This is a genomic window from Vitreoscilla sp. C1, from assembly GCF_002951955.2.
Lineage (GTDB): Bacteria > Pseudomonadota > Gammaproteobacteria > Burkholderiales > Neisseriaceae > Vitreoscilla > Vitreoscilla stercoraria.
The window spans coordinates 68,236-94,025 of sequence record NZ_CP019644.2 but is presented as its reverse complement, the minus strand read 5'-3'; the positions used below and the strand labels follow the sequence as shown (position 1 = coordinate 94,025).

Sequence of the window (25,790 nt, the reverse complement as noted above, 5' to 3'; positions counted from 1 at the left end):
TATTGTAGAGCAATTTTGGACAAAATCAAGTCTTATTTGAAAAAATTATTGTCAAAAACACCTCTGTTTGGAATTTTTTATACACAATGTCCAAAAATCACATTAATTTGTCTTTATGTCGCCATGTTTTTGACCACAATGGTCAAACTTTGACTTGGCTCAGTCATAACACCAACAAACCACCACTGCATTTGACCGACTTAGACAAAAGCCAAGCTTTGTCAGCTGACAAAGCCCTACCTTTATGGCGTGCAAAAACCGCCACCATTTGGCATGGCGATTACCACCAAGCCAAAGCCTTATTGGATGCAGCAAAGCGACGTTTGAACAAAGCCGCCAAAACTGGCGACACTTTGTTAGAAAGCTTTCACAAACACCGCATGCAGCAACAGCAAAAAAGCCATTTGCTCAGCCATTTGTGTGTGATTGTCCAACCGAATTGGCAATTGACTTTACCACGAGCGCCCAATATTCAAGCGGCCTGTAAACAAGCTTTTGGCTTTGACAATACCGAACCTATCTTGATTTCTTTGCAAGCTTTGTTAGGCTATATCGGGGCAGAGCAATGGCATCAAAAAGGTGTGGCAATTAAGGCTTTGGATGAACAACACATTCATGTGCCATTTGGCGTATTTTCACCGCTGCGTGGCGAGTATTTGAATTTGATGTTACAGGCCACCTTACCGCACCCTTGTCAAAGCGCATGGGATATTGGCACTGGCTCTGGCGTATTAGCAGCTTTATTGGCCAAACGTGGCGTGACCAACATCATTGCCACCGACACCAATCCAACCGCCATCGCCACCGCACAAGCCAACTTTGAACGCTTGGATATTGCCCAATACATTCAATTGCACGAACAAGATTTGTTTCCTGAAGGCAAAGCAGACTTGATTGTGTGCAATCCACCATGGTTGCCTGCCAAACCCAGCTCCATCATTGAAACGGCTTTGTACGATGCCGATAGCCATATGCTTAAAAGTTTTTTGAACGGGGTCGCAGCGCATTTGAATGACGGTGGTCAAGCTTGGCTGATTATGTCGGATTTGGCCGAACGCATTGGTTTACGCAAGCCAGATGATTTAAACCATTGGATTGCCGCAGCACAATTGCGTACCATCGCCCAACACCGGGCCAAACCCGAACATGCCAAAGCACAAAATCCAAACGACCCTTTGTACGCGGCACGCTCTGAAGAAATTACCTCTTTGTATTGTTTGGAAAAAATCTAAAAATTCGGATTAACCACTCTCACAAGCGTCCTGTAAACCCTTACAGGACGCTTTTTTATGCATATATTTTTATGCCAATACTGTTGTAATCACCACTGTAAACCCTGCCAAACCTGCTAGATTGCTTGTGTTGCATTGCAAAGATGATAATCTGCAAACATTCCGATTGAATGTGAATGGCAGCCACCATGTACCATTGCAAAATTGCCCATACCAAAGCCGAATTTGCAGCGATTGCGCGCTTGAATTACCAAACTTTTGTCGAAGAAATCCCGCAACATTCACACAATGCCCATCACAGCCTCACCGATGCGTTTCATGAACAAAATACTTATTTACTGTGTTATCAAGATGAAAACATCATTGCCATGTTGGCGTTTCGCGATCAAAGACCGTTTTCATTGGACAAAAAAATCGGGGCGGTTGAAGCCTTATTAAACCCAGAACAAAGCCGCAAACTGTGTGAATTGCGCTTATTGGCGATGGAACCTGAATACCGCCACAGCTTGGCTTTCTTCCATTTGATTCAAGCGATGTACCATTATTTGCTCGACCAAGATTACAGCGCTTGCGTGATTTCAGGCACCACACGCCAGCAAAAACTGTATCGCAAAATTGGTTTTGAAGCGTTTGCGCCCGAAGTCGGCAGCGAACAAGCCCGTTTTGTGCCTATGGTTTTGACTGCAGACAAAGCACACCTATTGTTTGAACGCCTGCCCAAACAAGCGCATATTTTTTATCCCGGTCCCGTCCAACAAACCCACGCGTTAACTCATACTGATGTCTCGCACCGCAGCAGTACATTTGTACATTTGCACAAACAAGTCACCCAAACATTATTAAGCTTAAGCCAAGCGCAACATGTGGCCTTGTTGTTAGGCAGCGGCACCTTGGCAAACGCTGTCATGTTGCAGCAATTGCAACAACGGCATGGCACACAAAAAGGCTTAATCTGCAGCAATGGCGAATTTGGACAACGCCTGCAACAACAAGCACAGGCTTTGGGATTGGTGTTTGAGACTTACAATGTCGCTTGGGGCGAATCTTTTACCGCTGAAACATTGGATGTTTTAAGCCAAAACTGCGCTTGGGTTGCCTGTGTTCATGGCGAAACATCGTGTGGTCATTTGAATGATTTGGACATGTTTGTCCAAAACAAACACAAACAGCCACATACCTTAGCAGTCGATTGCATTTCATCATTTGGCGCGCTGCCGTTTTCATTGACACAAGTGGATTTTGCCAGCGCCACATCAGGCAAAGCCATTGGTGCCTTGGCAGGTTTAAGCTGGGTGTTTTACCAACAAAACCCTACTCCTCATCCGCATGCACATACCAGTTACACCGATTTGAACCAATACCACCACCAAACGCCGTTTACTTTACCCGTTTATTTGCTCGCCAATTTGGCTTATGCTTTAGAAGCCTATCCACAGCGTTTCGAACAATTGCACCAGCGTTTGCAAATGGTATTGAAACATAAACCATTGCAAGCCTATGCTTTAAAAACACAAGCTTATCCGACTGCCATCAATTTTCAATTGCCCGCTCTTTATACGCTCAATGCGCCATTAAACGGCTTGTTTTTGCACAATCAAAGCGCTTATCTCAAAGCCCAACAATGGTCACAAATCAGCGTGATTCAACCTGATTTTGAGGCAGATTTTGCAGCTTTGTCCGCATGGTTACAACATTTACACAGTATTGATACCAACACGGTCACCATCAATTAAATGCTAAAAAAGCGTCCTGTAACTCATTACAGGACGCTTCAACCTCTCTAAATTTGGTTTTATTTGCTTTGTTGCTGCTCTTGCAACACTCGTTGCATTTCTTGTTGCAACAAAGTGTCGTCCAGTTGTCCTGTCATCAAGAAAATCGCACCCACAGCCACCATCATCAAGCAAAACACGCCATAAGAGGCAATGTAAGACAACAAGATTTTCCAACCGCTCACTTCAGGCACCGCCACAAAGAACAAGCCATACAATTGTATCCAAAATGTCCACATTTGGAAGGCAGATGCCACAATCATCCATTCTTTAGGCAAATATAAAAAACACACGCCAAACATTGCAAATGCTTGCGTCATCAGCATATAGCCTTTAAGCGGTACAGGTTTTTTTGCCATGCCACTCAAAAGTTTGGACAAAACCGTACTCAAACTCAACCATTGCAACACCACCAAACACACTGAAAAAGCCACCAATGATGTGGTGTTAGTGAATTTTAATGGATAATCAGGTTCCGCATCAAAACCCCATTGCATCATCGCTGCCGAACTGATGCCGCACAACAATAAAATCACCACATAAACCATCGGTGAATAACGGTAATCTTCCAAAGGGCGAAAACGCAAACGCAAAGCGTTCAACATGTCACTAAAAAACTGATTCATCAATGTATTCTGTCTATTAAAAAGAGTCATTCAAATAAGGACGAATTCAAAAATAAAAAGCTTTCAGAATACCTGAAAGCTTTTTTTGTGCATCATGCCGATTAATCGTGCAATTGGCAAGCATCCAAAGTATTTTGCATCAAAGTGGCAATCGTCATCGGACCGACACCACCCGGAACAGGTGTAATCATGCCCGCGCGTTCTTTGGCCACGGCAAACTCAACGTCACCACACAATTTGCCTGTATCCAAACGGTTAATACCCACATCAATCACCACTGCACCTTCTTTGATCCACTCACCTTTGATGAAATTAGGAATGCCCACGCCTGCCACCACAATATCAGCACGACCAACGGTTGCCGCCAAATCACGGGTTTTAGAATGACAAACAGTGACAGTAGCGCGCGACAGCAACATCTCCAAAGCTTGCGGACGACCCACAATGTTAGACGCACCAACAATCACCACATCTTTGCCCATCACATCCACGCCCACCGCTTCTAACATAATCATCACACCACGCGGGGTGCAAGGACGCATCAATGGCATTTTCACCGCCAAACGACCCACGTTATAAGGATGGAAACCGTCTACATCTTTGTCAGGACGAATGCGTTCAATGATTTCTTGCACATCCAAGTGTTTTGGTAACGGCAATTGCACCAAAATGCCATCAACATTATCGTCTGCATTCAGCTCATCAACCAAAGCCAGCAATTGTTCTTGCGTAAAATCGCTGCCATATTCGTATGACAAAGATTTGATACCCACTTTTTCGCAAGCTTTTTTCTTATTGTTCACATACACAGCACTGGCGGCATCGTCCCCAACCAATACCACAGCCAAACAGGGTGCACGCTTGCCTTGCGCCAAACGCTCGTCTACTTTGGCGCCTACTTGTACCAATAAATCTTGTGATATTGCTTTACCGTCAATCAAAGTCGCACTCATGAGTTTTCTTTCTTAATGGCGCAAGTGGCGCCTTAACGCAAAAACGACATTTTGCCATTTTTTCGACATCCTCGCACCTTGAATATGGTTTTCAATTCGATATTTCACTGTTTTTTCAGCAAATTCATAAAATACATTTATATCTAATCAAACCATATGCCTAATTAAATTTAAATTTAATTAAGTTTCAAAATGATATGCAAAATCACCCCCATAAAAACCACAATATGTATTGACACTTTTTAAACAGGTGCGTATAGTTTGCCTTCTCAGTCGGGGCGTAGCGCAGCCTGGTTAGCGCATCTGCTTTGGGAGCAGAGGGTCGTGAGTTCGAATCCCACCGCCCCGACCACAGAATACAGTAGCATCGACAGTTCTCACTAGAGCGCCCGTAGCTCAACCGGATAGAGCACCGGCCTTCTAAGCCGGGGGTTACAGGTTCGAGTCCTGTCGGGCGCACCAAGAATAAAAAGTTTTATGGTGGCTATAGCTCAGTTGGTAGAGCCCCGGATTGTGATTCCGGTTGTCGTGGGTTCGAGCCCCATTAGCCACCCCAGTTTTACAAAAACGTCCTGATGGGCGTTTTTGATTGCCTTACAGTCGGGGCGTAGCGCAGCCTGGTTAGCGCATCTGCTTTGGGAGCAGAGGGTCGTGAGTTCGAATCCCACCGCCCCGACCACTTATTTTGATTCAACGATTTTCGTTGAAACACCGTTTTACGGTGGCTATAGCTCAGTTGGTAGAGCCCCGGATTGTGATTCCGGTTGTCGTGGGTTCGAGCCCCATTAGCCACCCCAGTTTACCGTCGGGGCGTAGCGCAGCCTGGTTAGCGCATCTGCTTTGGGAGCAGAGGGTCGTGAGTTCGAATCCCACCGCCCCGACCACTATTATATAAAAAAGAGCATTCAGCAGAATGCTCTTTTTTTTACGTCTAAACTACTTACACAGCTTTCTTCTGCCAACACATTCTTTTTGAAATTTCTGTTTTTCACATATTGGCATTTCATATCGGTCTGGCTTATGGCATAGTGCAAATCTCTTTGTGACAACCATTATTGATTCGCATGCGACAACATTATGCTTTAGGCTGTATTTTGGTTATATTGGCAGCCACTTGCTGGGGTTTTATTGGTTTATTTGGCACCAAACTCAATCAAGCAGGCTTTTCAGGCTTGGAAGTAGCCAGCTTGCGTGTGACCACAGCAGCAGTTTTTTTATTGGCAATCAGCCCTTTGTTTCTCAAAAGTTTGCGCCAATTCCAATTGAAACAATTGCCCATGCTCACCTTACAATCGGTGTTTGGTGTGATGATGATGACGGTATTTTTCTTTTTAGCCGTCCAACAAATTGGCGTGGCTTTGGCCGTGGCTTTGCTCTATACCGCCCCCATTTGGAGTTTGCTCCTCGCGCGTTTATTGCTAGATGAGCAATTAACCGCATTGGGCATTGGTTTGACCTGCTTAACCGTCATCGGTGTGGCATTGTGTTTGAACAGCCAAGAACCAATTAATCCTATGGGCATTGTTTATGGCTTAGCATCAGGATTTTGTTATTCTTGTTATGGCGTTTTGGGCAAAAAAGCCATTAACAACAATCCTCCCGTTTTGGTTTTGTACAGCAGCGTCCTCATCAGCGGCATCATCATGAGCGCCACGCCCATTTTTCATCAAGCCATTGCCCATTTAAACCACCATTTTTCATGGAATTTGGTCGCGGTGATTTTGGGCATTGCTTTATTCAGCACTTTATTGCCATATGCTTTGTACACCAAAGCTTTGACATGGATGCCTGCTACCCGAGCCCAAACTTTGACCATTTTTGAGCCTGTGACGGCAGTATTGTTGGCGGCTTTTTTATTAAAAGAGCCATTGGTGGCGATCCAATTTGTTGGTATTGGCTTGATTTTGGTTTCGTCTGTGTTAAACGCTTTGCAAAAACCCACAGCCCATATCAAACCATCGACCCAACAAGCTTAAAACCACAAGCGTCCTGTAAACTTTACAGGACGCTTGATAAGATGATTGTTGAATTTAACTGGCAACACGAATCACGGTCACAGGCACGCCAGCTTGACGAATCACATCTTGCGCCACCGAACCCATGAGCAAATGCTTCACACCGCTAAAGCCATGTGTTCCCATCACCACCAAATCACATTCCCACTCCTCCAATTTGTGCACCAACAAAGAAGCCACTTTCTCACCAACCGCTTCTAAAACCGTGCAATGTGTATTTAAATTGGGGAATTCTGCCACAATGCTTTCCGAGCGTTTGAAAATGCTTTTGCTCACATCCGAGCTGGCAATCGCCAATTCATCCGTATGCAAATAAGTAGCGCCCGACCAGACAAATTGCGCCAAATCAATCACATGAACAATGTGCAACACCGCACCTGTGTGTAAGCCTATCCGACATGCTTCTTTTAAGCCAGCCAATGCCGCCTCGCTGTCATCAAAAGGAACCAAAATGTTTTGGTACAACATTTCCCACCTCCCTCGTTCTGCGACTATCATGACTTAAGATTACCACAAACTTTTTCATACACACACATTGGAGTATGTTGCATGAGTCGCATCAAAATTGACATCCCTGAAACCATCCATTTCACCACCCAATTGACCGCTCAAATTGGCGACATCAATTATGGCAACCACGTCAGCAACGATGCTTTTTTACGCATGGCACATGAAGCACGTTTGCGCTTTTTAATGCATTTTTCTTACAGTGAAATGAACATCGAAGGCGCTGGCTTAATCATGGCAGATGCAGCGATTCAATTTTTAAGCCAAGCGTTTTACGCCGATGTATTGAACGTCCATGTCAGTGTGACCCATATTGGTCGTGCAGGTTTTACTTTGGTTTATATTTTTGAACACGCGGACGACCAAAAAGCCATTGCACGCATCCAAAATGGCATGGTGTTTTTTGATTATGATGCACAAACGGTCACACCGACACCTGAAGCTTTCAAAAATTTGTTTGCATAAAGCTTACAGGACGCTTGCTTATATCCAAGCAGCGTCCTGTATAAATTTGTTGATTCGGTGACACCGTGCCACAATAAGACATTGCACAGCCTAAGGCCGTACCATGACCGCCACTTACACGTTAGCCGAATTTGGTAACCACATCGATGCCTTTTTAGAACGCATGCGCCAACGCAATTTATCGGCGATGTCCATCACCGCTTACCAACGTGATTTACAACAATTGCTCGACATTTTGGCTGAAAACCATTCGGCACAAGAACGGTTAACCGCCCAACATCTACGCCAAGTCTTGATGCGTTTGAGCCAACGAGGTCTGAGTGCGCGCAGTTTGGCTCGTAAAATCAGCGTTTGGAAACAATACATCATTCATTTGCGCCAATTTGAACATTGGCAAACCGATATTGGTGATGGCTTGAATGCGCCCAAAGCGCCCAAACGCTTGCCCAAAGCCATTGCTGCCGAACCTTTAAATCAATGGTTTGCACACGGTGAACAACACGATGACGCCATGGGTATCCGTGATCAAGCCATGTTTGAAGTATTGTATGGTTGTGGTTTGCGCTTGAGCGAATTGCGGGATTTGAATGTACAAGATGTACAATTGGAAGCAGGTTGGGTCACCGTCATCGGCAAAGGCCATCATCAGCGCCAAGTGCCGCTTGGCTTAAAAGCCCGTTTGGCGATAGAAGCCTATTTGCCGATACGCCAAGCAGCCGCCGATGAAACCGCTTTGTTCACTTCACGCTTAGGCAAACGCATTGGCACCCGTCAAATTCAAATTCGTTTGGACATTTGGGCACAAAAACAGCAAGCCGATCGCCATTTGAGCCCGCACATGTTGCGCCATAGCTATGCTTCACACGTTTTGCAAAACTCACACAATATTCGCGCAGTACAAGAATTATTAGGACACAAACAACTCTCGACCACGCAAATTTACACCTCTTTGGATTTCAGCCATTTGTCCGAAGTGTATGATGCCACCCACCCTAGAGCCAAAAAACACAAGTCCAAATAAACCCACATCGCTTATAATGGCGGCTCCGATAGATTGTTTTTCAGGCCGCCTTGTATGTATTCCTTACTCAAACCGTTATTATTCCAATTTGATGCTGAAAAAGCCCACCATTTGACTTTAGAACAATTGCAAAAAGCCCACCGCCACGGTTTGCTCAAGCGCTTCACACCCAAAGTCATTCCATGTCCCTCTACTTTAATGGGTTTGTCTTTGTCCAATCCTGTGGGTTTGGCGGCAGGCTTGGACAAAAACGGTGAATACATTGATGCATTGGCGGCTTTGGGTTTTGGCTTTATCGAAATTGGCACCATCACACCACGCCCACAAGACGGCAATCCCAAACCACGTTTGTTCCGTTTACCTGAATACCAAGCCATCATCAATCGCATGGGTTTTAACAACCAAGGCGTGGATATATTGATTGAAAATGTCAAACGTGCACAATACCGCGGCATCTTGGGCATCAATATTGGTAAAAACGCCACCACACCGATTGAAAATGCGGTGGACGATTATTTGACTTGTTTGACCAAAGTCTATGATCACGCCAGCTATATTACCGTCAATATTTCTTCGCCTAACACCAAAAATTTGCGCGCCTTGCAAAGCGAAGACGAATTGACCAAACTATTGTCGACCTTAAAAGAAGAACAAGCCAAACTCCACCAACAACGCGGTCGTTATGTGCCTTTGGCGGTGAAAATTGCGCCTGATTTGAATTTAGAAGAAATCGCAGCGATTGCCGAAGTGGTGACTCAAGTGGAAATGGACGGCGTGATTGCCACCAACACCACCATCGACAAATCCATTTTGGGCAATCATCCATTGGCACAAGAAGCAGGCGGCTTGTCGGGCTTGCCTGTGCGCGCACAAAGCGAATATGTGTTGCAACATTTGGTACATGCACTCGATGGCAAAGTACCTGTGATTGGTGTGGGCGGCATTGTTTCAGGACAAGATGCGGTCACCAAAAAACGTTTGGGTGCGCAAGCGGTGCAAATTTACAGCGGCATGATTTTCCAAGGCCCACAATTGATTGCCGATTGTGTACGCGATTGGGCATATTCTCGCTAAGCGCGATTTGAATGATTCAAGCGTCCTGTAAAACTGACAGGACGCTTTTTTATTTTGTGTGTCATTCACATTAAGGTTTAATATTTGCCCATCCAAGCATTTCATAAAGGGCATTCATGCAATTGATTATTTTCACAGGCATTCCCGCAGCGGGCAAATCGACGTTTTACCAACGCTATTTTTACCACAGCCATTTGCGCATTAATTTGGACATGCTCAAAACCCGCCACCGTGAATCGGTCATTTTTGAAGCCGCCATCGCATCCAAAACCAAAATCGTCATCGACAATACCAATCCATCCATCGAAGAACGTTCACGCTACATTCCACTTGCCCAAGCGGCAGGTTATGAAATTGTCAGTTATTATTTTGACACCGATTTGAAATCCACGCTCAAACGCAACGAACAACGCGCAGGCAAAGCCAAAATTCCTGTGGTTGGCATCAAAGCCAAATTACGCCAATTACAACTGCCCACCCTCGCTGAAGGTTTTCAAAAATTGTATCGGGTCAAAATTGTGCCTAACAATGCATTTGCTATTGAATTATTGGAAAGTACAGACGCATTCAATCCACCTGCTTAAGCCCAATGCCTTAGAGCAGTATCAAGCTGAACAGCAGCTATGATGCTGCGACACTGTTTTATTACAGGACGCCTTGGTATCATCTTGTTTTTGAATTCAGAATGCGTGTATGTCTGTATTGCAATTTAACAGCAGCTCTATGGTTTTGGTGGCTTTGATTGGCTTGGGTGTATTAAGCCAAAACAGTTCTATTACCATCGCCGCTTGTGTTTTGTTATTGTTTCAACAAACGGCCTTGGCGCAATATTTGCCGTTTTTACAAAAAAATGGCTTGAACGTCGGCATCATCATTTTGACCATAGGCGTGTTGGCACCGATTGCTTCAGGAAGCTTGAAAATCCCAAGCTTGATGGCAATTTTGACCAATTGGCAAATGATTGCCGCCATTGTCGTCGGTGTGTTTGTGGCATGGTTGGGTGGTCGTGGCGTGGGTTTAATGAGTGGACAGCCTATTTTGGTCACAGGCTTGTTGCTCGGCACCATCTTAGGCGTGGCAGTGTTTAAAGGCGTGCCCGTTGGACCATTGATTGCCGCAGGGATTTTATCTGTGGTGTTAAACCAGCAATAAAAAAAGCCTTGTCATAGACAAGGCTTTTTAGTGGTTTATATGCCGGTGAATTCGGTCACTTGCCACTGCCAGCGGCGGCCTGCAAAATAATCGCCCGTCGGTAAATGGTATTGATAATCCATCAAATACAACACATCGGTTTCAAAAATAGGTTCACCATTCAGTAAACGCTGACAAGTGACTTGTTGCACCTTGCCTTTGATATTGGCATGTACTTGGCGACCTAAATAAGGCTCGCTGCTTTGACATTGCAAATCATTGGTATCAATTTTAGCACGGGCCAAAGCCGTTAAAGAGCGATTTTCGGTTTGGGTTTGCACCGTAAAATGTCGTGGCAATGAGCCATCTGGCAAGGGAAAAATCCACTGAGAAACCTGTTTGAAACGCCACCGCTCAGAATCGATAGTGCTGTCATTCCAACCTTGTACGCCACCCAAACTCGGATACCACACAGTTTCACCATGACCTTGAATTTCCTTACCAAACAAACTCAATTGAGTTTGACCTTTGATCAGCCATGCCGATTGTTGCGGCATTTTTTCAGTTTGAAACGACAAAGACAAATGATTGGTCATGCCCGGCCCCACCACATCGACAGCCTGAACTTGCACAGAAGTGAATTGGTATTTGGGCAAAGCCACTTGAGCTTGACGTTGTTTTAAAGCGTCCTGTAAATCGGCTGCTTGTGCATCCCATCGAAACTGCCGCAATTGTGCTTGGGACTGCAAGACAAATGCCTCACGAGCAGGTCGCAGCAAATGCTGCCTCAGCGCGCTCGATGGCGGCTCTGCGCCCACAGGTTGTATTCCCAAACCCGCCGCCAACAACAATGCCTCCCAAACCGACAACTCTTCCATTTCTATCCTTACAGGCCGCCTTCATCTTGATCCAAACAAATCACGCTGCACCATGTCTTTGATGGGTTTGAAACCAACGCGATGCTCTTTTAAAACGCCATATTGATTCAATGCCGCCAAATGTTCAGGCGTTCCATAACCTTTGTGTCGGGCAAAACCATATTGCGGATGCAAAACATCCAACGCATACATTTGGGCATCGCGCGCGGTTTTCGCCAACACCGATGCTGCTGAAATCACAGGCTCGCTCAAATCGCCTTTGACAATCGCACGCGCCGCATACGGCATGTCTTTGGGCACACGATTGCCATCAATCAACACCTCTTGCGGCACCACTTGCAAGCCTTGCACCGCACGTGTCATCGCCAACATAGTGGCATGTAAAATATTCAGGCTTTCAATTTCTGCCACATTTGCCGACGCCACACACCAAGCCACAGCTTGTTCTTGAATCAATGGCGCCAATACATCACGGCGCGCTTCAGTCAATTTTTTGCTATCGGTCAAATACGGCAAATCATAGTTTTCAGGCAAAATCACTGCCGCAGCAAACACACTGCCCACCAAAGGACCACGCCCTGCTTCATCCACCCCAGTAATCCAAATACTCACCACACCACCTTGGCTTCTTCCAGCACCGCTTTGGCTGCCAATTCATCGGTATTGAGCTGCAATGTTTGGTGCAATTGAGTAAAGTCGTCCTGTAAAGCTTGCACTTGCTCAGGATGATTCAACCAATGAATCACAGCACCTGCCAATTTGTGCGGTGTCGCATCATGTTGCAACAATTCAGGTACCACGCCTTTGCCCAATAAAATATTCGGCAAACCCACATGCGGTACTTTGATTTTGTGTTTGACCATCCGATAAGTGAGCGCGGATATTTTGTAAGAAATCACCATCGGACGCTTGCACAAAGCCACTTCCAATGTGGCTGTACCACTGGCAACCAACACCACATCCGATGCCACACAAGCCAAAGTAGCATGCGCTGACATCACCCGAATCGGCAAACGTTTATAATATTCACTCTCCAGCATTTTGACCAAACGCTCACGCGTGGCCGTGGTAGCGGCAGGAATCAAAAACTGTGCATTCGGATATTCACGCAAAATCAGCGGCACTGTTTCCAAAAAAATCGGCGCCATATAATCGATTTCACTGACACGGCTACCGGGCATGATGGTAATCACCTGCTCGGCTTCTTCCAATTTCAATTGGCGGCGCGCCGCTTCTTGATCTGGCTGCAAAGGCAATGTTTGCGCCAAAGGGTGTCCTACAAAATCGGCTTTGCCGCCTGCATCACGATACAATTGTGGTTCCATCGGAAACAAACACAACACCCGATTGACTTGATGCACAATCTTGTTCACCCGCTCACGTCGCCATGCCCATACCGATGGACTCACATAATGAATGGTCGGAATGCCTGCGGCTTTGAGTTTTTCAGCCACGCCCAAATTAAAGTCAGGCGCATCAATGCCAATGAACACATCAGGACGCATTTGTTTTAACTGACTCACCACCGCATTGCGGATTTTCAAGATGCTCGGCAAACGCTTGACCACTTCGACAAAACCACGCACCGCCAATGCCTCTTGCGGATACAAACTCTCACAGCCTGCTTTTTGCATCAACGGTCCTGCAATGCCCACAAAACGACAATTGGGATAGTGCTGCTTCACAGCCTCAATCAAATGTGCGCCAAGTAAATCTCCAGAAGCCTCTCCCGCAATCAAAGCCACTGTCAGTAGTCGTTTTGAGCTCATGCAAATACCATCAAATCAATAATCCGCCATTTTAACTGAATTTAACCAAACATACCGAAACGAAGCCAAAATTGTCTGCTCACATCGTTGTTCCACACCCATATGCCTTGCACAAATTTACAGGACGCTTGTTTGTACACCAAAGTGCTTCACATCGTCTCACACATCTGTCTATGCCAAACGCCTTAATTGGTTTTTTCCACATCGCTAAAACGGTCAGCATGGCGCAACGGTGGGAACCACTTTTGCCACAAGCCCACCACCACCAAAGTACACACGCCACCCAACACCGCCGCAGGTACCGCCCCCACCAAAGCCGCGCTGCTGCCTGCCCGAAACTCACCCAATTCGTTGGAAGAACTGACAAACAACATGTTCACCGAATTGACCCGCCCACGCATGGAATCAGGTGTAGACAGCTGTATCATCGCACTGCGTACATACACACTGACCATATCCGCCATGCCCGCCACAAGCAAAGCCGCACACGACAACCAAAACCAAGTTGAAAAAGCAAACACCAAATTCGCAACGCCAAACACCGTCACGGCAACAAACAAATTGCGCCCAATATTGCGATCAAACGGTTTACGGCTCAAATACAAACCACAAGCAACTTCGCCAATGGCCATTGAGCTGCGTAAAATTCCTAAGCCAGTGGCATCCGTATGCAATACTTCTTGCGCATAAATGGGCAACAATGCCACCACGCCACCGAGCAAAACCGCAAACAAATCCAAAGAAATCGAACCCAATACCACAGGATGATGGCGAATAAAATGCATGCCTTCTTTAACACGCAATACCATCGAATCAGTGGATTGGTGAGCTGCTAAAATGGCTTTTTCAACCGCTTCAGGGTCAAACAAAACCACCCGTTGCAACAACAATATTCCCAAGAAAAAACAAACTGCACACACTGCATACGTCACTGAAGCGCCACCATAGGCATACAAAAAACCACCGACTAAAGGTCCACCAATGGCAGCACTGCGCATTAACATTGAATTGGTTGCCAAAGCCTGTGGCAATTTGTCTCGCGGCACAATTTGCGGCAATAAGCTTTGCATAGCAGGTCCTGAAAAAGCACGGCTGCATCCATACACCAATAAAACTGCATAAATCCCATTCACCCCAGCTTGCCCATGTCCCGACAACCACCACAACGCCACAGAACACAACAATGCCACACTCCAACTGACTGCCAAAATGGTTTTGCGATGAAAACGATCCACCCAATCCCCCGCAGGCAACACCAAAATCAACATTGGTAAAAATTGTGCCAAACCCACCCAAGCCAAAGCCATAGGGTCACGCGTCAAATCATAGACTTGCCACGCCACCACGACGGCTTGAATTTGTGTCGCCAATACCGCCATCACCCTCGCACTCAAAAAAGCACTAAAGCCTCGATGTTGATAAATTGTTTGTGTCATGATGCTGTTCTTTTTTCAAATGTCTGTCGTGTAAAAAAGGTCAATAGCGTCCTGTAAGATTCACACCATACTATTACGCACTCATCTCATCAGCAAATTCCCTAGTCAGATGAAAATTGTAACCGATTGTTCATGCTGCCTGCCAATCACTCAAGATTTAAACCCTATCAGCACATGCCATAAAAAAGCGTCCTGTAAATGTTTACAGGACGCTCAAATCCAATAATGCCCAACTTAACGAATCACGCCGCGTGTGGATTCGGCAAAGAAATCGGCAAACACTTGCACTTCGTCTTGGCTTTGCGCCAATTCCAAAATTTGCGCTTTGGCATCAGCATATGATAAGCCTTGGCGGTACAAAATTTTGTAGACATGTTGCACACGTGCAATTTGCTCAGGATTCATACCACGACGACGCATGCCCTCAGTATTCAAACCTTTAGGTTCAGCGCGATAACCTGCCGCCATCACATACGGTGGCACGTCTTTGTGCACGCCTGCTGCAAATGCCGTCATTGAATAGTCTCCCAAGATACAAAATTGATGTACCAAAGAATAACCACCCAAAATCACCCAATCGCCAATGGTCACATGACCTGCTAAGGATGCATTGTTGGCAAAAATGGTGTGGTTGCCCACCACGCAATCGTGCGCCAAATGCACATACGCCATAATCCAGTTATCGTTACCCAAACGGGTTTCACCAATACCAGTCACCGTACCTGTATTGAATGTCACAAATTCACGAATGGTATTGTTGTCACCAATGATCAATTTGGTTGGTTCATCACGGTATTTTTTATCTTGCGGCTGCGCACCCAGAGAGGTATATTGAAAAATGCGGTTATTTTGTCCAATGCTTGTATGGCCTTCAATCACCACATGTGAGGCAATTTGTGTACCTGCACCGATACTCACATTAGGACCAATGACCGAGAAAGGACCCACGCTCACGCCTTCTGCCAATTGCGCATGAGGGTGAACAATCGCCTGCGGATGAATATTTATTGCTGTCATGTTAAACCTATCTAACCCACTTTGCGTTTGGCGCACATGATTTCAGCTTCAGCTGCCACTTGCCCATCTACTTTGGCCACAGCTTTGAATTTGCCAATACCACGTTTGCTTTGTACCAATTCCACTTCAAATACCAATTGATCACCTGGAATCACTTGGCGTTTAAAGCGTGCATTATCAATACCAGCAAAGAAATAAATTTCGTCTTCGTTGCGACCGCCTTCGGACAAAATGGCCAAAGTACCACAAGCTTGTGCCAAGGCTTCAGTAATTAAGACACCTGGCATCACTGGAAATTCCGGGAAATGACCTTGGAAAAAAGGCTCATTCATGGTGACGTTTTTAATGGCTGTCAAAGTTTGATTGGCTTCAAATGCAATCACTCGATCAAGCAACAAAAATGGGTAACGGTGTGGCAATAAAGTTTGTAAAGTGCGCGCTTCAATCGGCAATGCAAATTCGGTCATGCGTAAAAAATCCTTCTTAAGAATGCTTGTCACTGAGCAATGTAGTAAGCTGTTGATCAAGTTGTTTGATGCGGTTGTTCATGTCGGACAAACGGCGAATATAGACGGCGTTTTTACTCCAATCTTTGAACGTTTGCATCGGATACACAGAGGCATAATGCCCTGCTTCTGTAATGGATTTGGTAATGTTGGTGCCGCCACCAATAAAGGTTTTGTCCGCAATGGTCAAATGCCCTGCCATACCCACGCCACCAGCAATCACAACATGGTTGCCAATTTTGGTACTGCCAGAAATACCCGTACAGGACGCTATCACAGTGTGTTCACCAACTTGGCAATTGTGAGCAATTTGTACGAAATTGTCGATTTTGCTGCCTTTGCCAATACGAGTGTCTTCCATGGCACCACGGTCGACAGTGGAATTAGAACCAATTTCGACATCATCGTCCAAAGTCACACCACCTGTTTGGGGAATTTTAAACCATGAACCATCGGTTTTTACTGGGGCATAACCAAAACCATCACCACCAATCACAGTACCTGAATGAATTTCCACGCGATTGCCCAAAGTGCAACCATGGTAAATCGTTGCATTCGGATGAATCACACAAGACTCACCTAAAACACAATCGTGTTCCACAACAGCACCTGCCAAAATGCGGCAGTTTTCACCCAAAACCGTCTGAGCACCAATATAAGCATGCGCACCAATTTCACAACTGGCAGGAATTTGAGCACTGTCATCCACCACAGCAGTAGGATGAATGCGGCCTGTAGCCTGCGCACGAGGATGGAACAACCATGCCAATTGGGCAAAATACAAATAAGGGTCATCCGTTCGAATGATGCTCAAATGCTCAGGCATATCGGTGATTTTATGATGCACAATGACAGCCGCAGCTTGCGTACTGTGTAATTGAGATTGGTATTTGGGATTGCTTAAAAAGGCAATGGCTTGAGAATGGGCGCTTTCTAATGGTGAAAGTTGCTCGACCTCACGGTCTGAACCAAACAACTCACCACCTAGTTGCGCCACGATGTCTGATAATTTCATAATTAACGGCGATTTAAAATTTGAATCAATTGATCGGTGATGTCAAACTCGGAACGTACATACACAACGTCTTTGACAATCACATCATAATTTCCTTGCTTAGCCAACTCCACCAAAGCTTTATTGGCCTTAATCTGCATCGAAGCAAATTCTTCATTGCGGCGTAACTGATATTCCTCATCGGTCGTACGCTTTAATTCCAAATATTGCTTGTTCAGGCTGGCCATTTTGGCTTGCTGGCGTTGACGCTCTTGTTCACTCATGCGTACAGTCAGCATTTTTTTTTGCAACTCAAAGCCTTGTACTTCTAAACGTTGTAATTGCTCAAACTGTGAACTGAATTCTTTTTGCAACTTATTGTTGATTTGTTGTGCATCTTTGGATTCACGGTAGACTCTTTCGGCATCCATGAATCCAATTTTTTGCACAGCATCAGCCCAACTGGCCGATGCTGTCGCCATCAACAATAACGCTACACTTGCTTTTTGTAACATGAAACGCATGTGTACCTCTGAATTTTCTAGAAGGTTGTACCCAACTGGAATTGAAAGCGCTGCAACTCATCACTGTCTTTATTGTTCAATGGGTATGCATAACTGAACTTCAATGGTCCCATTGGTGACAACCAAGTAAAGGCAGCACCTGCTGAGTAACGCATTTCCTCACTAAATGAGCTGGTGTATGAACCACCATTTTGACGCTGATATGTTTTACCATCCCAAATAGAGCCGGCATCTGCAAACAAACTCAAGCGCACAGAACGTTGGTCTTTGATACCTGGCAATGGGAACAACAACTCGGCATTGGCAACAGCTTTTTTATTACCACCTAAAAAGTCGTAATCATTGTCATATGAATTCAACTCTTTCGGGCCTAAGCTGCTGCTTTGAAAACCACGTACCGAACCCAAACCACCGCCATAGAAGTTTTGGAAGAATGGCAACTCGCTGGTACTGCCATAACCATTTGCATAACCGACTTCACCATTTAACATCAAAGTAAAATTACGGCTTAATGGGAAGAACCATGTTTGACCATGAGTCAATTTGTAGTATTGTAAATCACCGCCCGGTAAGCCAGCTTCTAAGTTGGCACGCATGATATAACCGCGAGTTGGCCACAAAGCGCTGTCGGTTTTGTTACGGCCCCAACCGATATTGCCTTTTAAGGTCAACACGCTGTCACCATGTTCGTTAACAAAGTTTTGATAACGAGCTGGTGCACCTTCATACAAATCAAGATTCATCCACTCAGGTGTGAAACCAAAGTTCACACGGTCGTACTCGGTCACAGGGACACCCATACGAATACCAGCACCCATAGTGGTGGTTTTATAATTGCTGACTTCCGCTTCACGCGCATCGTATTCACGATAGAACACGTCATAACCTAAGCTCACGCCATCGGCTGTAAAATAAGGATCGGTAAACGACAAGGCAGCGGCTTTAGATGAACTGCTGTTAGACAAACGCAAGCTTGCCGCTTTACCCGTACCAAACAAATTCTCTTGAGCAATACCCGCAGACAATACCACGCCATCGTCCTGTACATAACCCAAAGACAAATCTACCGAACCTGTTGAGCGTTCAGACATACTCACATCCAAATTCACCTCATCTGGTGACTCTGGTACGGGCGTCGCATCCACTTGCACATTGTCAAAATAGCCCAATAACTCTATACGCTCTTTAGAACGGTTGATTTTTTGTTGGTTATAAACCGCACTTTCCATTTGACGCAATTCACGACGCACCACTTCATCACGGGTTTTATTGTTGCCCGATAAATTGATTTGATTCACGTAAATTTTGCGACCGGGCTGTACCATCAAAGTAAAGTCAACCGTACCTTCAGCTGCATTTGGACGAGGCTGCACTTCAACCGCAGTATAAGCATAACCATGTGTGCCCATAGTCGATTGGACACTGCGCACCAAATCCATCACTTTGGTACGTTCATAAATTTTACCTGCTTTGATTTTATTCAAAGCCTTCAATTCTTCTTCCGACACATCTTTAAAGTCGCCAGCAATGTCTATTTGCCCGAAACGATAGCGTTGACCTTCATCCACGCTGATTAACATATTCAGTTCGGTTTTATTGGCTGGATTAGGCTCGACTTTGGCATCGACTACTTTAAAATCAAAATAGCCACGATTTTGGTAAAAATCGCTCAAGCTTTCCAAATCCGCAGGCATTTTGTCTTGTGAAAAACGATTGGATTTACGAAACCATGAGAACATACTCGCTTCAGTATGGCTTAATTGATTGCGCAAAGTACGATCTGAAAACTCGTTATTGCCTTCAAAATCAATATTTTCGATTGTGGTGGTTTCACCTTCATTGATGACCAATTCAACTTCAACACGATTGCGATCTAAACGGGTCACTTTAGGTGTCACCGTCGCTTCGTATTTACCACGATTGGCATATTCACGCTTCAAGCCTTCCACAGCTTGCGCCATCGTCACTTCATTGAATGTTTGTGACGTTGCCAAACCAAAGTTTTGTAAGTTGGTACGAATCATGTCATTTTTGATGACTTTGCCACCGCTAACGCGCAAATCAGTGATGACAGGACGCTCAACCACTGTAAGCAAAACTTGGTTGCCCATGGTTTCGATTTGCACATCATCAAAAAAACCTGTGGCATACAAGTCTTTAATCATGGCTTGTGCTTGTGCTTGATTAAAGCGATCACCCACTTGAACAGGCAAATAACTAAATACCGTTGCTGGCTCCGTACGTTGCAAGCCTTCAATACGAATGTCTTGAATCGTAAATGGGTCCACTGCCCAAGCCGCTGTAGAGAGAGTTAAACCAACAATACTGGCAGCAATTAATTTTAATTTCATAAAGACTTATCCAAAAATTCGCGTGAAATCGTTAAAGAAGGCCACGAGCATAAACAAACCCATGATGCACAAACCAATTTTCAAACCCATAAGCTGTACATACTGGCTTAAAGGTTTACCACGTACCCACTCGATGAAGTAATACACCAAATGACCGCCATCCAACACTGGAATTGGCAATAAATTCATCACACCCAAACTGATGCTGATAATGGCCAAAAATTGAATGTAAGCTTCCCAGCCCATCATGGCAGATTTGCCGGCAATTTCACCAATGGTTACAGGTCCTGAAATACTTTTGATAGATGCCTCACCGATGAGCATCTTGCCAAAAAACTTCAAGGTTAAAATAGAATAATCCCAAGTGCGCGTTGCTGCTAAATCGATGCCTTCAAGCACACCAACTTCGCGCTTCACTCGCACTTGCTCGGTCCAAGCTTGGTCCATGGAGGGTGCGACACCTGCTTTACCCACCAAACGTGAACCCGTATCTTCAGAATTTGGACGCAAAGACAATTGCACATTCTGCCCTTGTCGATTCACATCCAACAATAAATTTTTACCCGGGCTATTTTGTATCACAGCCACCCAAGCATTCCAATTGGCAATCGCTTGACCATCGACATGCGTCACAATGTCACCCGCTTGCAATCCTGCCGCTTGAGCAGGAGAACCGTCCACCACTTGTCCAATAGCCGAACTGATTTTCATCGGCATCAAACCAATGCCTTGACCTTGCGCCGCTTGTTCTACCGCTTCAGGTTCACCTTGCGCCACAATAGTACGGGTTTGCGCTTGACCTTGTGCATCTTTAACAGTCACCAACACATTACCGGCCTGTAAACCCAAAGTCATTTCAGTTTGCGCATCCATCCACTCAGCAACAGCTTTGCCATTCACAGATTGAATCTGATCACCAACTTCGAAACCTGCACGCTCGGCCAAGGTGTTGTGCGCCACGGTACCAACCCACGGTTTAACCTCAGTCACACCAAAAATCGAAAAACTGGCAGCATACAATAAAACGGCTAACAACAAATTGACCAAAGGCCCCGCCACTACAATCGCCATGCGTTTTAATGGTGTTTGCTTGTCAAAAGCATACGGTAAATCTTTTTCCGCCACTTCACCTTCGCGCGTGTCCACCATTTTGACATAACCGCCCAATGGAATCGGCGCCAAACACCATTCAGTGTCTCCGCGTTTTTTGATAAAAAATGGTTTACCAAAACCCACGCTAAAGCGCACCACTTTCACGCCACACAAACGTGCCACAACATAATGACCTAACTCATGCAAGCTGACCAATATCAAAATTGCCACCACAAAAGCAGCCAAATAAATCAAGCCAGTCATGACACCACCTCACTTTACACCGTAGATAAAATTTCTTGTGCCACGCGACGCGCCCAAGCATCTTTCATTAACAGTGCATCAACATCACCGCTAATACTAATATCCATTTGTTCTAAAACACGTTCAACCACTTGTGCAATGTCTGTAAAACTGATTTTTTGTTGTAAAAATGCCGCAACAGCAATCTCATTGGCAGCATTCAGGACGCATGGCGCATCACCGCCACTGCTCAATGCGGCCATAGCCAAACGCAAACATGGAAAGCGATTCAAGTCCGGTTCAGCAAAAGTCAATTGACCGACTGTCATGAAATCCAAAGGCTTCACGCCTGACTCAATGCGCTGCCCCAAACCCATACACTGAGCAATAGGAGTGCGCATATCAGGTGTACCCAATTGCGCCAAAACAGAACCATCTTGATAACGTACCATACTGTGAATCACGCTTTGTGGATGAATCACAGCACTCAATTGATGTGGCTTGGCATTGAATAACCAACGTGCCTCAATCAATTCCAAGCCCTTATTCATCATAGAAGCAGAATCAACAGAAATTTTCTGTCCCATAGACCAATTGGGATGTTTCACCGCTTCTTGAGGCGTGATGTTGGACATACTCGCAATATCACGTTGCCAAAATGGGCCGCCTGAAGCAGTCAAAATAATGCCTTGAATGCCAAAATCTTCTAAAGACTGTGTTATCGCCTGACCTTGCTGAGTCAAAGCCTCTGGCAACACTTGATAAACGGCATTGTGTTCACTGTCCACAGGCAAGACACGTGCGCCATTTTCACGCACCGTATCCATGAACAACGCACCTGCAACCACCAAAGTTTCTTTATTGGCCAATAAAATGGTTTTGCCAGCTTTGGCTGCTGCCATTGCCGACAACAATCCTGCCGCCCCCACAATCGCAGCCATCACCACAGTCACTTCAGTGGCAGCCGCAACCGCACACAAACCTTCTTGTCCAACCAAAACTTCAGTCGTTACAGAAGCGGCCTGTAAACCTTGCTCTAACTGCAAAGCCACATCCCCATCCATCACCACAACATAACGAGGCTGAAACTCAATACACAATTGCAATAATTTTTGCCACTGAGTATTGCCTGATAAAGCAAAAACTTCATACTGATTTGGATGACGACGTACCAAATCCAAAGTACTGTCACCGATACTGCCTGTGGCACCTAAAATACTGATTATTTGTTTCATAAGCCCCACTGACTCACTACCCAATAAACACTCAAAACGGCAATCAATGAATCTACGCGATCAAACACACCACCGTGTCCCGGCAGCAAAGCACTGCTGTCTTTCACGCCGGCTAAACGCTTTAACATGGATTCAAACAAATCCCCTTGTATGCTGATGGCAGTTAAGAATGCTGCCAAAATCCAAGAGGCGACCATACCAGATGGAAAATCCAACAATGCTCCATGCGCAAAAGTCACATATACCAACACACATGCCATACCGCCTAATGCGCCTTCAACACTTTTGCCAGGACTCACTGTCGGTGCCAGTTTACGCTTGCCGAAATTTTTACCGACAAAATAAGCACCTGTGTCTGCAATCCATACCAACATCATTACACACAGTAAATGCCACGCATCGCTTGAAGTGCCAAAACCACGCAAATTAACCAATGCCGCCCAAAATAGCAACATTAGCATTAAACCTAAAGCATATTTTTTCCAGCTCGAGACTATTTTTTGGCGTTTTTTCAATGACAATGGCACGATAAGCAACCAAAAAGCCAAAATCACAATTTGCCAAAATCCCGCTAATTCATCCACTTGAACGGTGAATAAACCGAATAATGCCGTTAAACCTAAATATATTTTTTGGCTTAAACCTTTAATATCCACCATGCGGGTATATTCCCACAAAGCCAAAATAGCAATGGCGCCAGAAAACCACAACCATGTGGTTTCACCAGCGCCAAACAGCATAATGACCATTAACGGAATCAATACCAAAGCCGTTAAAATGCGCTGTTTTAACATAAAATTAACCTCGCTGCTTTTCAACAGGTAATTGTTCGCTGGTTTGTCCAAAACGACGTTCACGTTGACCAAAAGAGTCAATCGCCTGATTCAAAGCGGCTGCGTTAAAATCAGGCCATAACGTATCGGTAAAATACAATTCAGAATAGGCCAATTGCCACAATAAAAAATTGCTGATACGAGTTTCACCACCTGTACGAATGAACAAATCCGGCATAGGCATATCATTTAAAGCCAAGTGACTCTGAATGTCTTCCTCAGTCAAAACTGTCTTACCACTGGCAATGGCCGCATTCGCAGCAGCCACAATATCAGTCTGACCACCATAATCAACTGCAATGGCAAACACCATGCCGGTATTATGGGCTGTTAATTGCTCGGCTTCTTCAATACTTTGACAAATTGCATCACCCAAACGGTCGCGCCTACCAATCAAACGCAAGCGGATGTTCTTATTGTGCAAACGCAAAATTTGTTTTTTCAAAGACTTTAAAAACAAGCTCATTAAAAAACCCACTTCATCCGCAGGTCGACGCCAGTTTTCAGTGGAAAATGCAAAAACTGTCAAGCATTCCACACCCAAGTCATGGCAGTTTTTAACTGTCTCTTCTAAAGCATCAACGCCTTGCTTATGCCCCATTACTCGTGGCATAAAACGCTTTTTTGCCCACCGACCATTGCCATCCATAATGATGGCAATGTGACGGGGAATCAAGCGTTGCGTATCGGTGCTGTCTGCACTCATATCAACCTCAAATTAAATTGCCATCAAATCTGCTTCTTTAGCAGCCAATGTTTTATCTACTTCAGCAACATATTTATCAGTCAATTTTTGAATCAAATCTTCACCACGACGTGCATCGTCTTCAGAAACTTCTTTGTCTTTTAACAAAGTTTTGAAGTCATTATTAGCGTCACGGCGCACGTTGCGCAAAGCCACACGACCTTCTTCCGCCTCTGCACGCACAATTTTAATCAAATCTTTGCGGCGCTCTTCAGTCAACATCGGCATCGGTACACGAATCAAATCACCCATAGAAGATGGATTCAAACCCAAATCAGAATCGCGAATCGCTTTTTCAATAGGCGCAGCCATTTTGCTTTCAAAAGGCTTCACACCAATGGTACGCGCATCCAACAAAGTGATATTGGCAACTTGGCTCACAGAAACTGGAGAGCCATAATAATCTACATTCACTTGATCCAATAAACCAGTGTGAGCGCGGCCTGTACGCACTTTAGACAAATTGTTTTTCAACACTTCCAGCGACTTTTGCATTTTGCTTTCAGCGCTTTTTTGGATTTCATTAATCATTATTTAAACCTTCTCAAATTCATTTGGATTGTAGGCAAGCGATGCTTAAATATGTACCAAAGTACCTTCGTCTTCACCTTCAACCACACGTTTTAATGCACCGTCTTTGAAAATACCGAACACTTTGATGTTCATTTTTTGTTCACGGCACAATGCAAAAGCAGTCGCATCCATGACTTTTAAGTTTTTTTGGATGGCTTCGTCAAATGTGACAGTTTGGTAACGCACAGCCTCTGGATTTTTCTTAGGGTCGTCCGTATACACACCATCAACATTGGTTGCTTTTAACATAATATCACAGTTCATTTCGATACCACGCAAAGCAGCAGCAGTATCAGTTGTGAAAAATGGATTGCCCGTACCCGCACCAAAAATCACCACTTTGCCTTCTTCCAAATACTGCATGGCTTTGCCACGAGTATAAGTTTCAGCAATTTGTTGCATGCTCAAAGCAGATTGCACACGTGCTTTCACACCAATAGATTCAAACGCTTCTTTCAAAGCCAATGCATTCATTACTGTTGCCAACATGCCCATGTAATCGGCTGTTGCACGTTCCATACCTTTGGCAGACTGTGCCATACCACGGAAAATATTACCGCCGCCAATCACAACAGCGACCTGAACGCCCATGTCCACCACAGTTTTAATTTGTGCAACAATTTGCATAATGGTGTCACGGTTGATGCCAAATGCATCCTGACCCATCAATGCCTCGCCAGATAATTTAACCAAAATGCGTTTGTAAGGAAGATTGTTGACTTCAGCCATGATGATACCTTTTATATAGTCGTAATAAACGAAAGAACGTTAAGCTGAGGCAGAATGTTAAAGCAATCA

Annotated in this window: 26 protein-coding genes and 6 tRNA genes; 14 read left to right on the top strand and 18 right to left on the bottom strand. The window is 45.0% G+C overall.

All coding sequences use genetic code 11. The features are described 5' to 3' along the window. Positions 1-86: 86 nt before the first annotated feature. Both ADP71_RS00500 and ADP71_RS00495 read left to right on the top strand, forming a co-directional pair. The gene (locus ADP71_RS00500) at positions 87-1,232 is read left to right on the top strand and encodes a methyltransferase (protein ID WP_171460803.1); all 1,146 of its coding nucleotides are present in this window, start codon (positions 87-89) and stop codon (positions 1,230-1,232) included. A 176-nt stretch (positions 1,233-1,408) separates the two neighbouring features. Further along, the gene (locus ADP71_RS00495) at positions 1,409-2,965 is read left to right on the top strand and encodes an aminotransferase class V-fold PLP-dependent enzyme (protein ID WP_019958272.1); all 1,557 of its coding nucleotides are present in this window, start codon (positions 1,409-1,411) and stop codon (positions 2,963-2,965) included. 59 nt (positions 2,966-3,024) lie between these two features. Here ADP71_RS00495 and ADP71_RS00490 read toward each other — a convergent pair whose 3' ends face one another. Beyond that, positions 3,025-3,630, bottom strand: a complete 606-nt coding sequence (locus tag ADP71_RS00490; RefSeq protein ID WP_026353539.1) for a hypothetical protein — start codon at positions 3,628-3,630, stop codon at positions 3,025-3,027. 101 nt (positions 3,631-3,731) lie between these two features. Further along, the gene (gene folD, locus ADP71_RS00485) at positions 3,732-4,583 is read right to left on the bottom strand and encodes a bifunctional methylenetetrahydrofolate dehydrogenase/methenyltetrahydrofolate cyclohydrolase FolD (RefSeq protein WP_019958270.1); all 852 of its coding nucleotides are present in this window, start codon (positions 4,581-4,583) and stop codon (positions 3,732-3,734) included. A 274-nt stretch (positions 4,584-4,857) separates the two neighbouring features. Between folD and ADP71_RS00480 the strand changes: the two genes are divergently transcribed. From ADP71_RS00480 to ADP71_RS00450, 7 genes are all read left to right on the top strand, one after another. Then, positions 4,858-4,935, top strand: a tRNA-Pro gene (locus tag ADP71_RS00480). Positions 4,936-4,968: 33 nt separating this feature from the next. After that, positions 4,969-5,045, top strand: a tRNA-Arg gene (locus ADP71_RS00475). A gap of 18 nt (positions 5,046-5,063) precedes the next feature. Continuing rightward, positions 5,064-5,139: transfer RNA gene (locus ADP71_RS00470), tRNA-His, on the top strand. 45 nt (positions 5,140-5,184) lie between these two features. Continuing rightward, positions 5,185-5,262: transfer RNA gene (locus tag ADP71_RS00465), tRNA-Pro, on the top strand. Positions 5,263-5,304: 42 nt separating this feature from the next. Then, positions 5,305-5,380: transfer RNA gene (locus ADP71_RS00460), tRNA-His, on the top strand. Between the two features lie 9 nt (positions 5,381-5,389). Then, positions 5,390-5,467 (top strand) — tRNA-Pro (locus ADP71_RS00455). A 180-nt stretch (positions 5,468-5,647) separates the two neighbouring features. After that, complete coding sequence (locus tag ADP71_RS00450; protein ID WP_019958269.1) at positions 5,648-6,559, top strand: EamA family transporter; 912 nt, start codon at positions 5,648-5,650, stop codon at positions 6,557-6,559. 54 nt (positions 6,560-6,613) lie between these two features. Here ADP71_RS00450 and ADP71_RS00445 read toward each other — a convergent pair whose 3' ends face one another. Next, entirely contained in the window at positions 6,614-7,066 is a 453-nt protein-coding gene (locus ADP71_RS00445; RefSeq protein WP_158667033.1) for a universal stress protein, read from the bottom strand. A gap of 81 nt (positions 7,067-7,147) precedes the next feature. Here ADP71_RS00445 and ADP71_RS00440 point away from each other — a divergent pair, with 81 nt between their 5' ends. The 5 genes from ADP71_RS00440 (at position 7,148) to ADP71_RS00420 (ending at position 10,817) form a co-directional block, all read left to right on the top strand. Next, positions 7,148-7,570 (top strand): acyl-CoA thioesterase, encoded by a 423-nt coding sequence (locus ADP71_RS00440; protein ID WP_019958267.1) that lies wholly within the window; start codon positions 7,148-7,150, stop codon positions 7,568-7,570. Positions 7,571-7,673: 103 nt separating this feature from the next. After that, positions 7,674-8,591 carry a tyrosine-type recombinase/integrase gene (locus tag ADP71_RS00435; RefSeq protein WP_104931240.1) on the top strand — a complete coding sequence of 306 codons (918 nt, stop codon included), beginning with the start codon at positions 7,674-7,676 and terminating at the stop codon, positions 8,589-8,591. Between the two features lie 54 nt (positions 8,592-8,645). Then, positions 8,646-9,665 (top strand): quinone-dependent dihydroorotate dehydrogenase, encoded by a 1,020-nt coding sequence (locus ADP71_RS00430; RefSeq protein WP_171460802.1) that lies wholly within the window; start codon positions 8,646-8,648, stop codon positions 9,663-9,665. A gap of 116 nt (positions 9,666-9,781) precedes the next feature. Then, positions 9,782-10,249 (top strand): AAA family ATPase, encoded by a 468-nt coding sequence (locus tag ADP71_RS00425; protein WP_019958264.1) that lies wholly within the window; start codon positions 9,782-9,784, stop codon positions 10,247-10,249. 118 nt (positions 10,250-10,367) lie between these two features. Further along, the gene (locus ADP71_RS00420) at positions 10,368-10,817 is read left to right on the top strand and encodes a DUF441 domain-containing protein (RefSeq protein ID WP_425316055.1); all 450 of its coding nucleotides are present in this window, start codon (positions 10,368-10,370) and stop codon (positions 10,815-10,817) included. Positions 10,818-10,852: 35 nt separating this feature from the next. Here ADP71_RS00420 and ADP71_RS00415 read toward each other — a convergent pair whose 3' ends face one another. The 15 genes from ADP71_RS00415 to pyrH all read right to left on the bottom strand — a co-directional run bounded on the left by ADP71_RS00415 (position 10,853) and on the right by pyrH (position 25,721). Continuing rightward, complete coding sequence (locus ADP71_RS00415; RefSeq protein WP_104931238.1) at positions 10,853-11,674, bottom strand: hypothetical protein; 822 nt, start codon at positions 11,672-11,674, stop codon at positions 10,853-10,855. 21 nt (positions 11,675-11,695) lie between these two features. Beyond that, complete coding sequence (gene rnhB / locus ADP71_RS00410) at positions 11,696-12,289, bottom strand: ribonuclease HII (RefSeq protein ID WP_019958261.1); 594 nt, start codon at positions 12,287-12,289, stop codon at positions 11,696-11,698. Further along, positions 12,283-13,443, bottom strand: coding sequence for a lipid-A-disaccharide synthase (lpxB, locus tag ADP71_RS00405; protein WP_104931237.1), 1,161 nt, complete (start codon positions 13,441-13,443; stop codon positions 12,283-12,285). The genes rnhB and lpxB overlap by 7 nt, the downstream gene beginning before the upstream one ends. Before the next feature lie 185 nt (positions 13,444-13,628). Next, on the bottom strand, positions 13,629-14,879 hold the full coding sequence (locus ADP71_RS00400; protein ID WP_019958259.1) for an MFS transporter: 1,251 nt from the start codon (positions 14,877-14,879) through the stop codon (positions 13,629-13,631). A 234-nt stretch (positions 14,880-15,113) separates the two neighbouring features. Further along, a complete protein-coding gene (lpxA, locus tag ADP71_RS00395) occupies positions 15,114-15,896 on the bottom strand; it encodes an acyl-ACP--UDP-N-acetylglucosamine O-acyltransferase (RefSeq protein WP_171460801.1) in 783 nt (260 codons plus the stop codon). An 11-nt stretch (positions 15,897-15,907) separates the two neighbouring features. Next, the gene (fabZ, locus tag ADP71_RS00390; RefSeq protein ID WP_019958257.1) at positions 15,908-16,363 is read right to left on the bottom strand and encodes a 3-hydroxyacyl-ACP dehydratase FabZ; all 456 of its coding nucleotides are present in this window, start codon (positions 16,361-16,363) and stop codon (positions 15,908-15,910) included. A 16-nt stretch (positions 16,364-16,379) separates the two neighbouring features. Then, the gene (lpxD, locus tag ADP71_RS00385; RefSeq protein ID WP_171460800.1) at positions 16,380-17,417 is read right to left on the bottom strand and encodes a UDP-3-O-(3-hydroxymyristoyl)glucosamine N-acyltransferase; all 1,038 of its coding nucleotides are present in this window, start codon (positions 17,415-17,417) and stop codon (positions 16,380-16,382) included. A gap of 2 nt (positions 17,418-17,419) precedes the next feature. After that, positions 17,420-17,920, bottom strand: coding sequence for an OmpH family outer membrane protein (locus tag ADP71_RS00380; protein ID WP_019958255.1), 501 nt, complete (start codon positions 17,918-17,920; stop codon positions 17,420-17,422). 17 nt (positions 17,921-17,937) lie between these two features. Then, entirely contained in the window at positions 17,938-20,271 is a 2,334-nt protein-coding gene (gene bamA, locus ADP71_RS00375) for an outer membrane protein assembly factor BamA (RefSeq protein ID WP_019958254.1), read from the bottom strand. 6 nt (positions 20,272-20,277) lie between these two features. Then, entirely contained in the window at positions 20,278-21,627 is a 1,350-nt protein-coding gene (gene rseP, locus ADP71_RS00370) for an RIP metalloprotease RseP (protein ID WP_443089119.1), read from the bottom strand. A 14-nt stretch (positions 21,628-21,641) separates the two neighbouring features. Then, positions 21,642-22,841 (bottom strand): 1-deoxy-D-xylulose-5-phosphate reductoisomerase, encoded by a 1,200-nt coding sequence (gene ispC, locus ADP71_RS00365; RefSeq protein ID WP_019958252.1) that lies wholly within the window; start codon positions 22,839-22,841, stop codon positions 21,642-21,644. Next, positions 22,838-23,635, bottom strand: a complete 798-nt coding sequence (locus ADP71_RS00360; protein ID WP_171460799.1) for a phosphatidate cytidylyltransferase — start codon at positions 23,633-23,635, stop codon at positions 22,838-22,840. Before ADP71_RS00360 ends, ispC begins: the two co-directional genes overlap by 4 nt. 4 nt (positions 23,636-23,639) lie before the next feature. Next, entirely contained in the window at positions 23,640-24,380 is a 741-nt protein-coding gene (locus tag ADP71_RS00355; RefSeq protein WP_019958250.1) for an isoprenyl transferase, read from the bottom strand. A gap of 12 nt (positions 24,381-24,392) precedes the next feature. Continuing rightward, positions 24,393-24,950, bottom strand: a complete 558-nt coding sequence (gene frr / locus ADP71_RS00350; RefSeq protein ID WP_019958249.1) for a ribosome recycling factor — start codon at positions 24,948-24,950, stop codon at positions 24,393-24,395. 45 nt (positions 24,951-24,995) lie between these two features. Then, on the bottom strand, positions 24,996-25,721 hold the full coding sequence (pyrH, locus tag ADP71_RS00345) for a UMP kinase (protein WP_019958248.1): 726 nt from the start codon (positions 25,719-25,721) through the stop codon (positions 24,996-24,998). Positions 25,722-25,790: the final 69 nt, after the last annotated feature.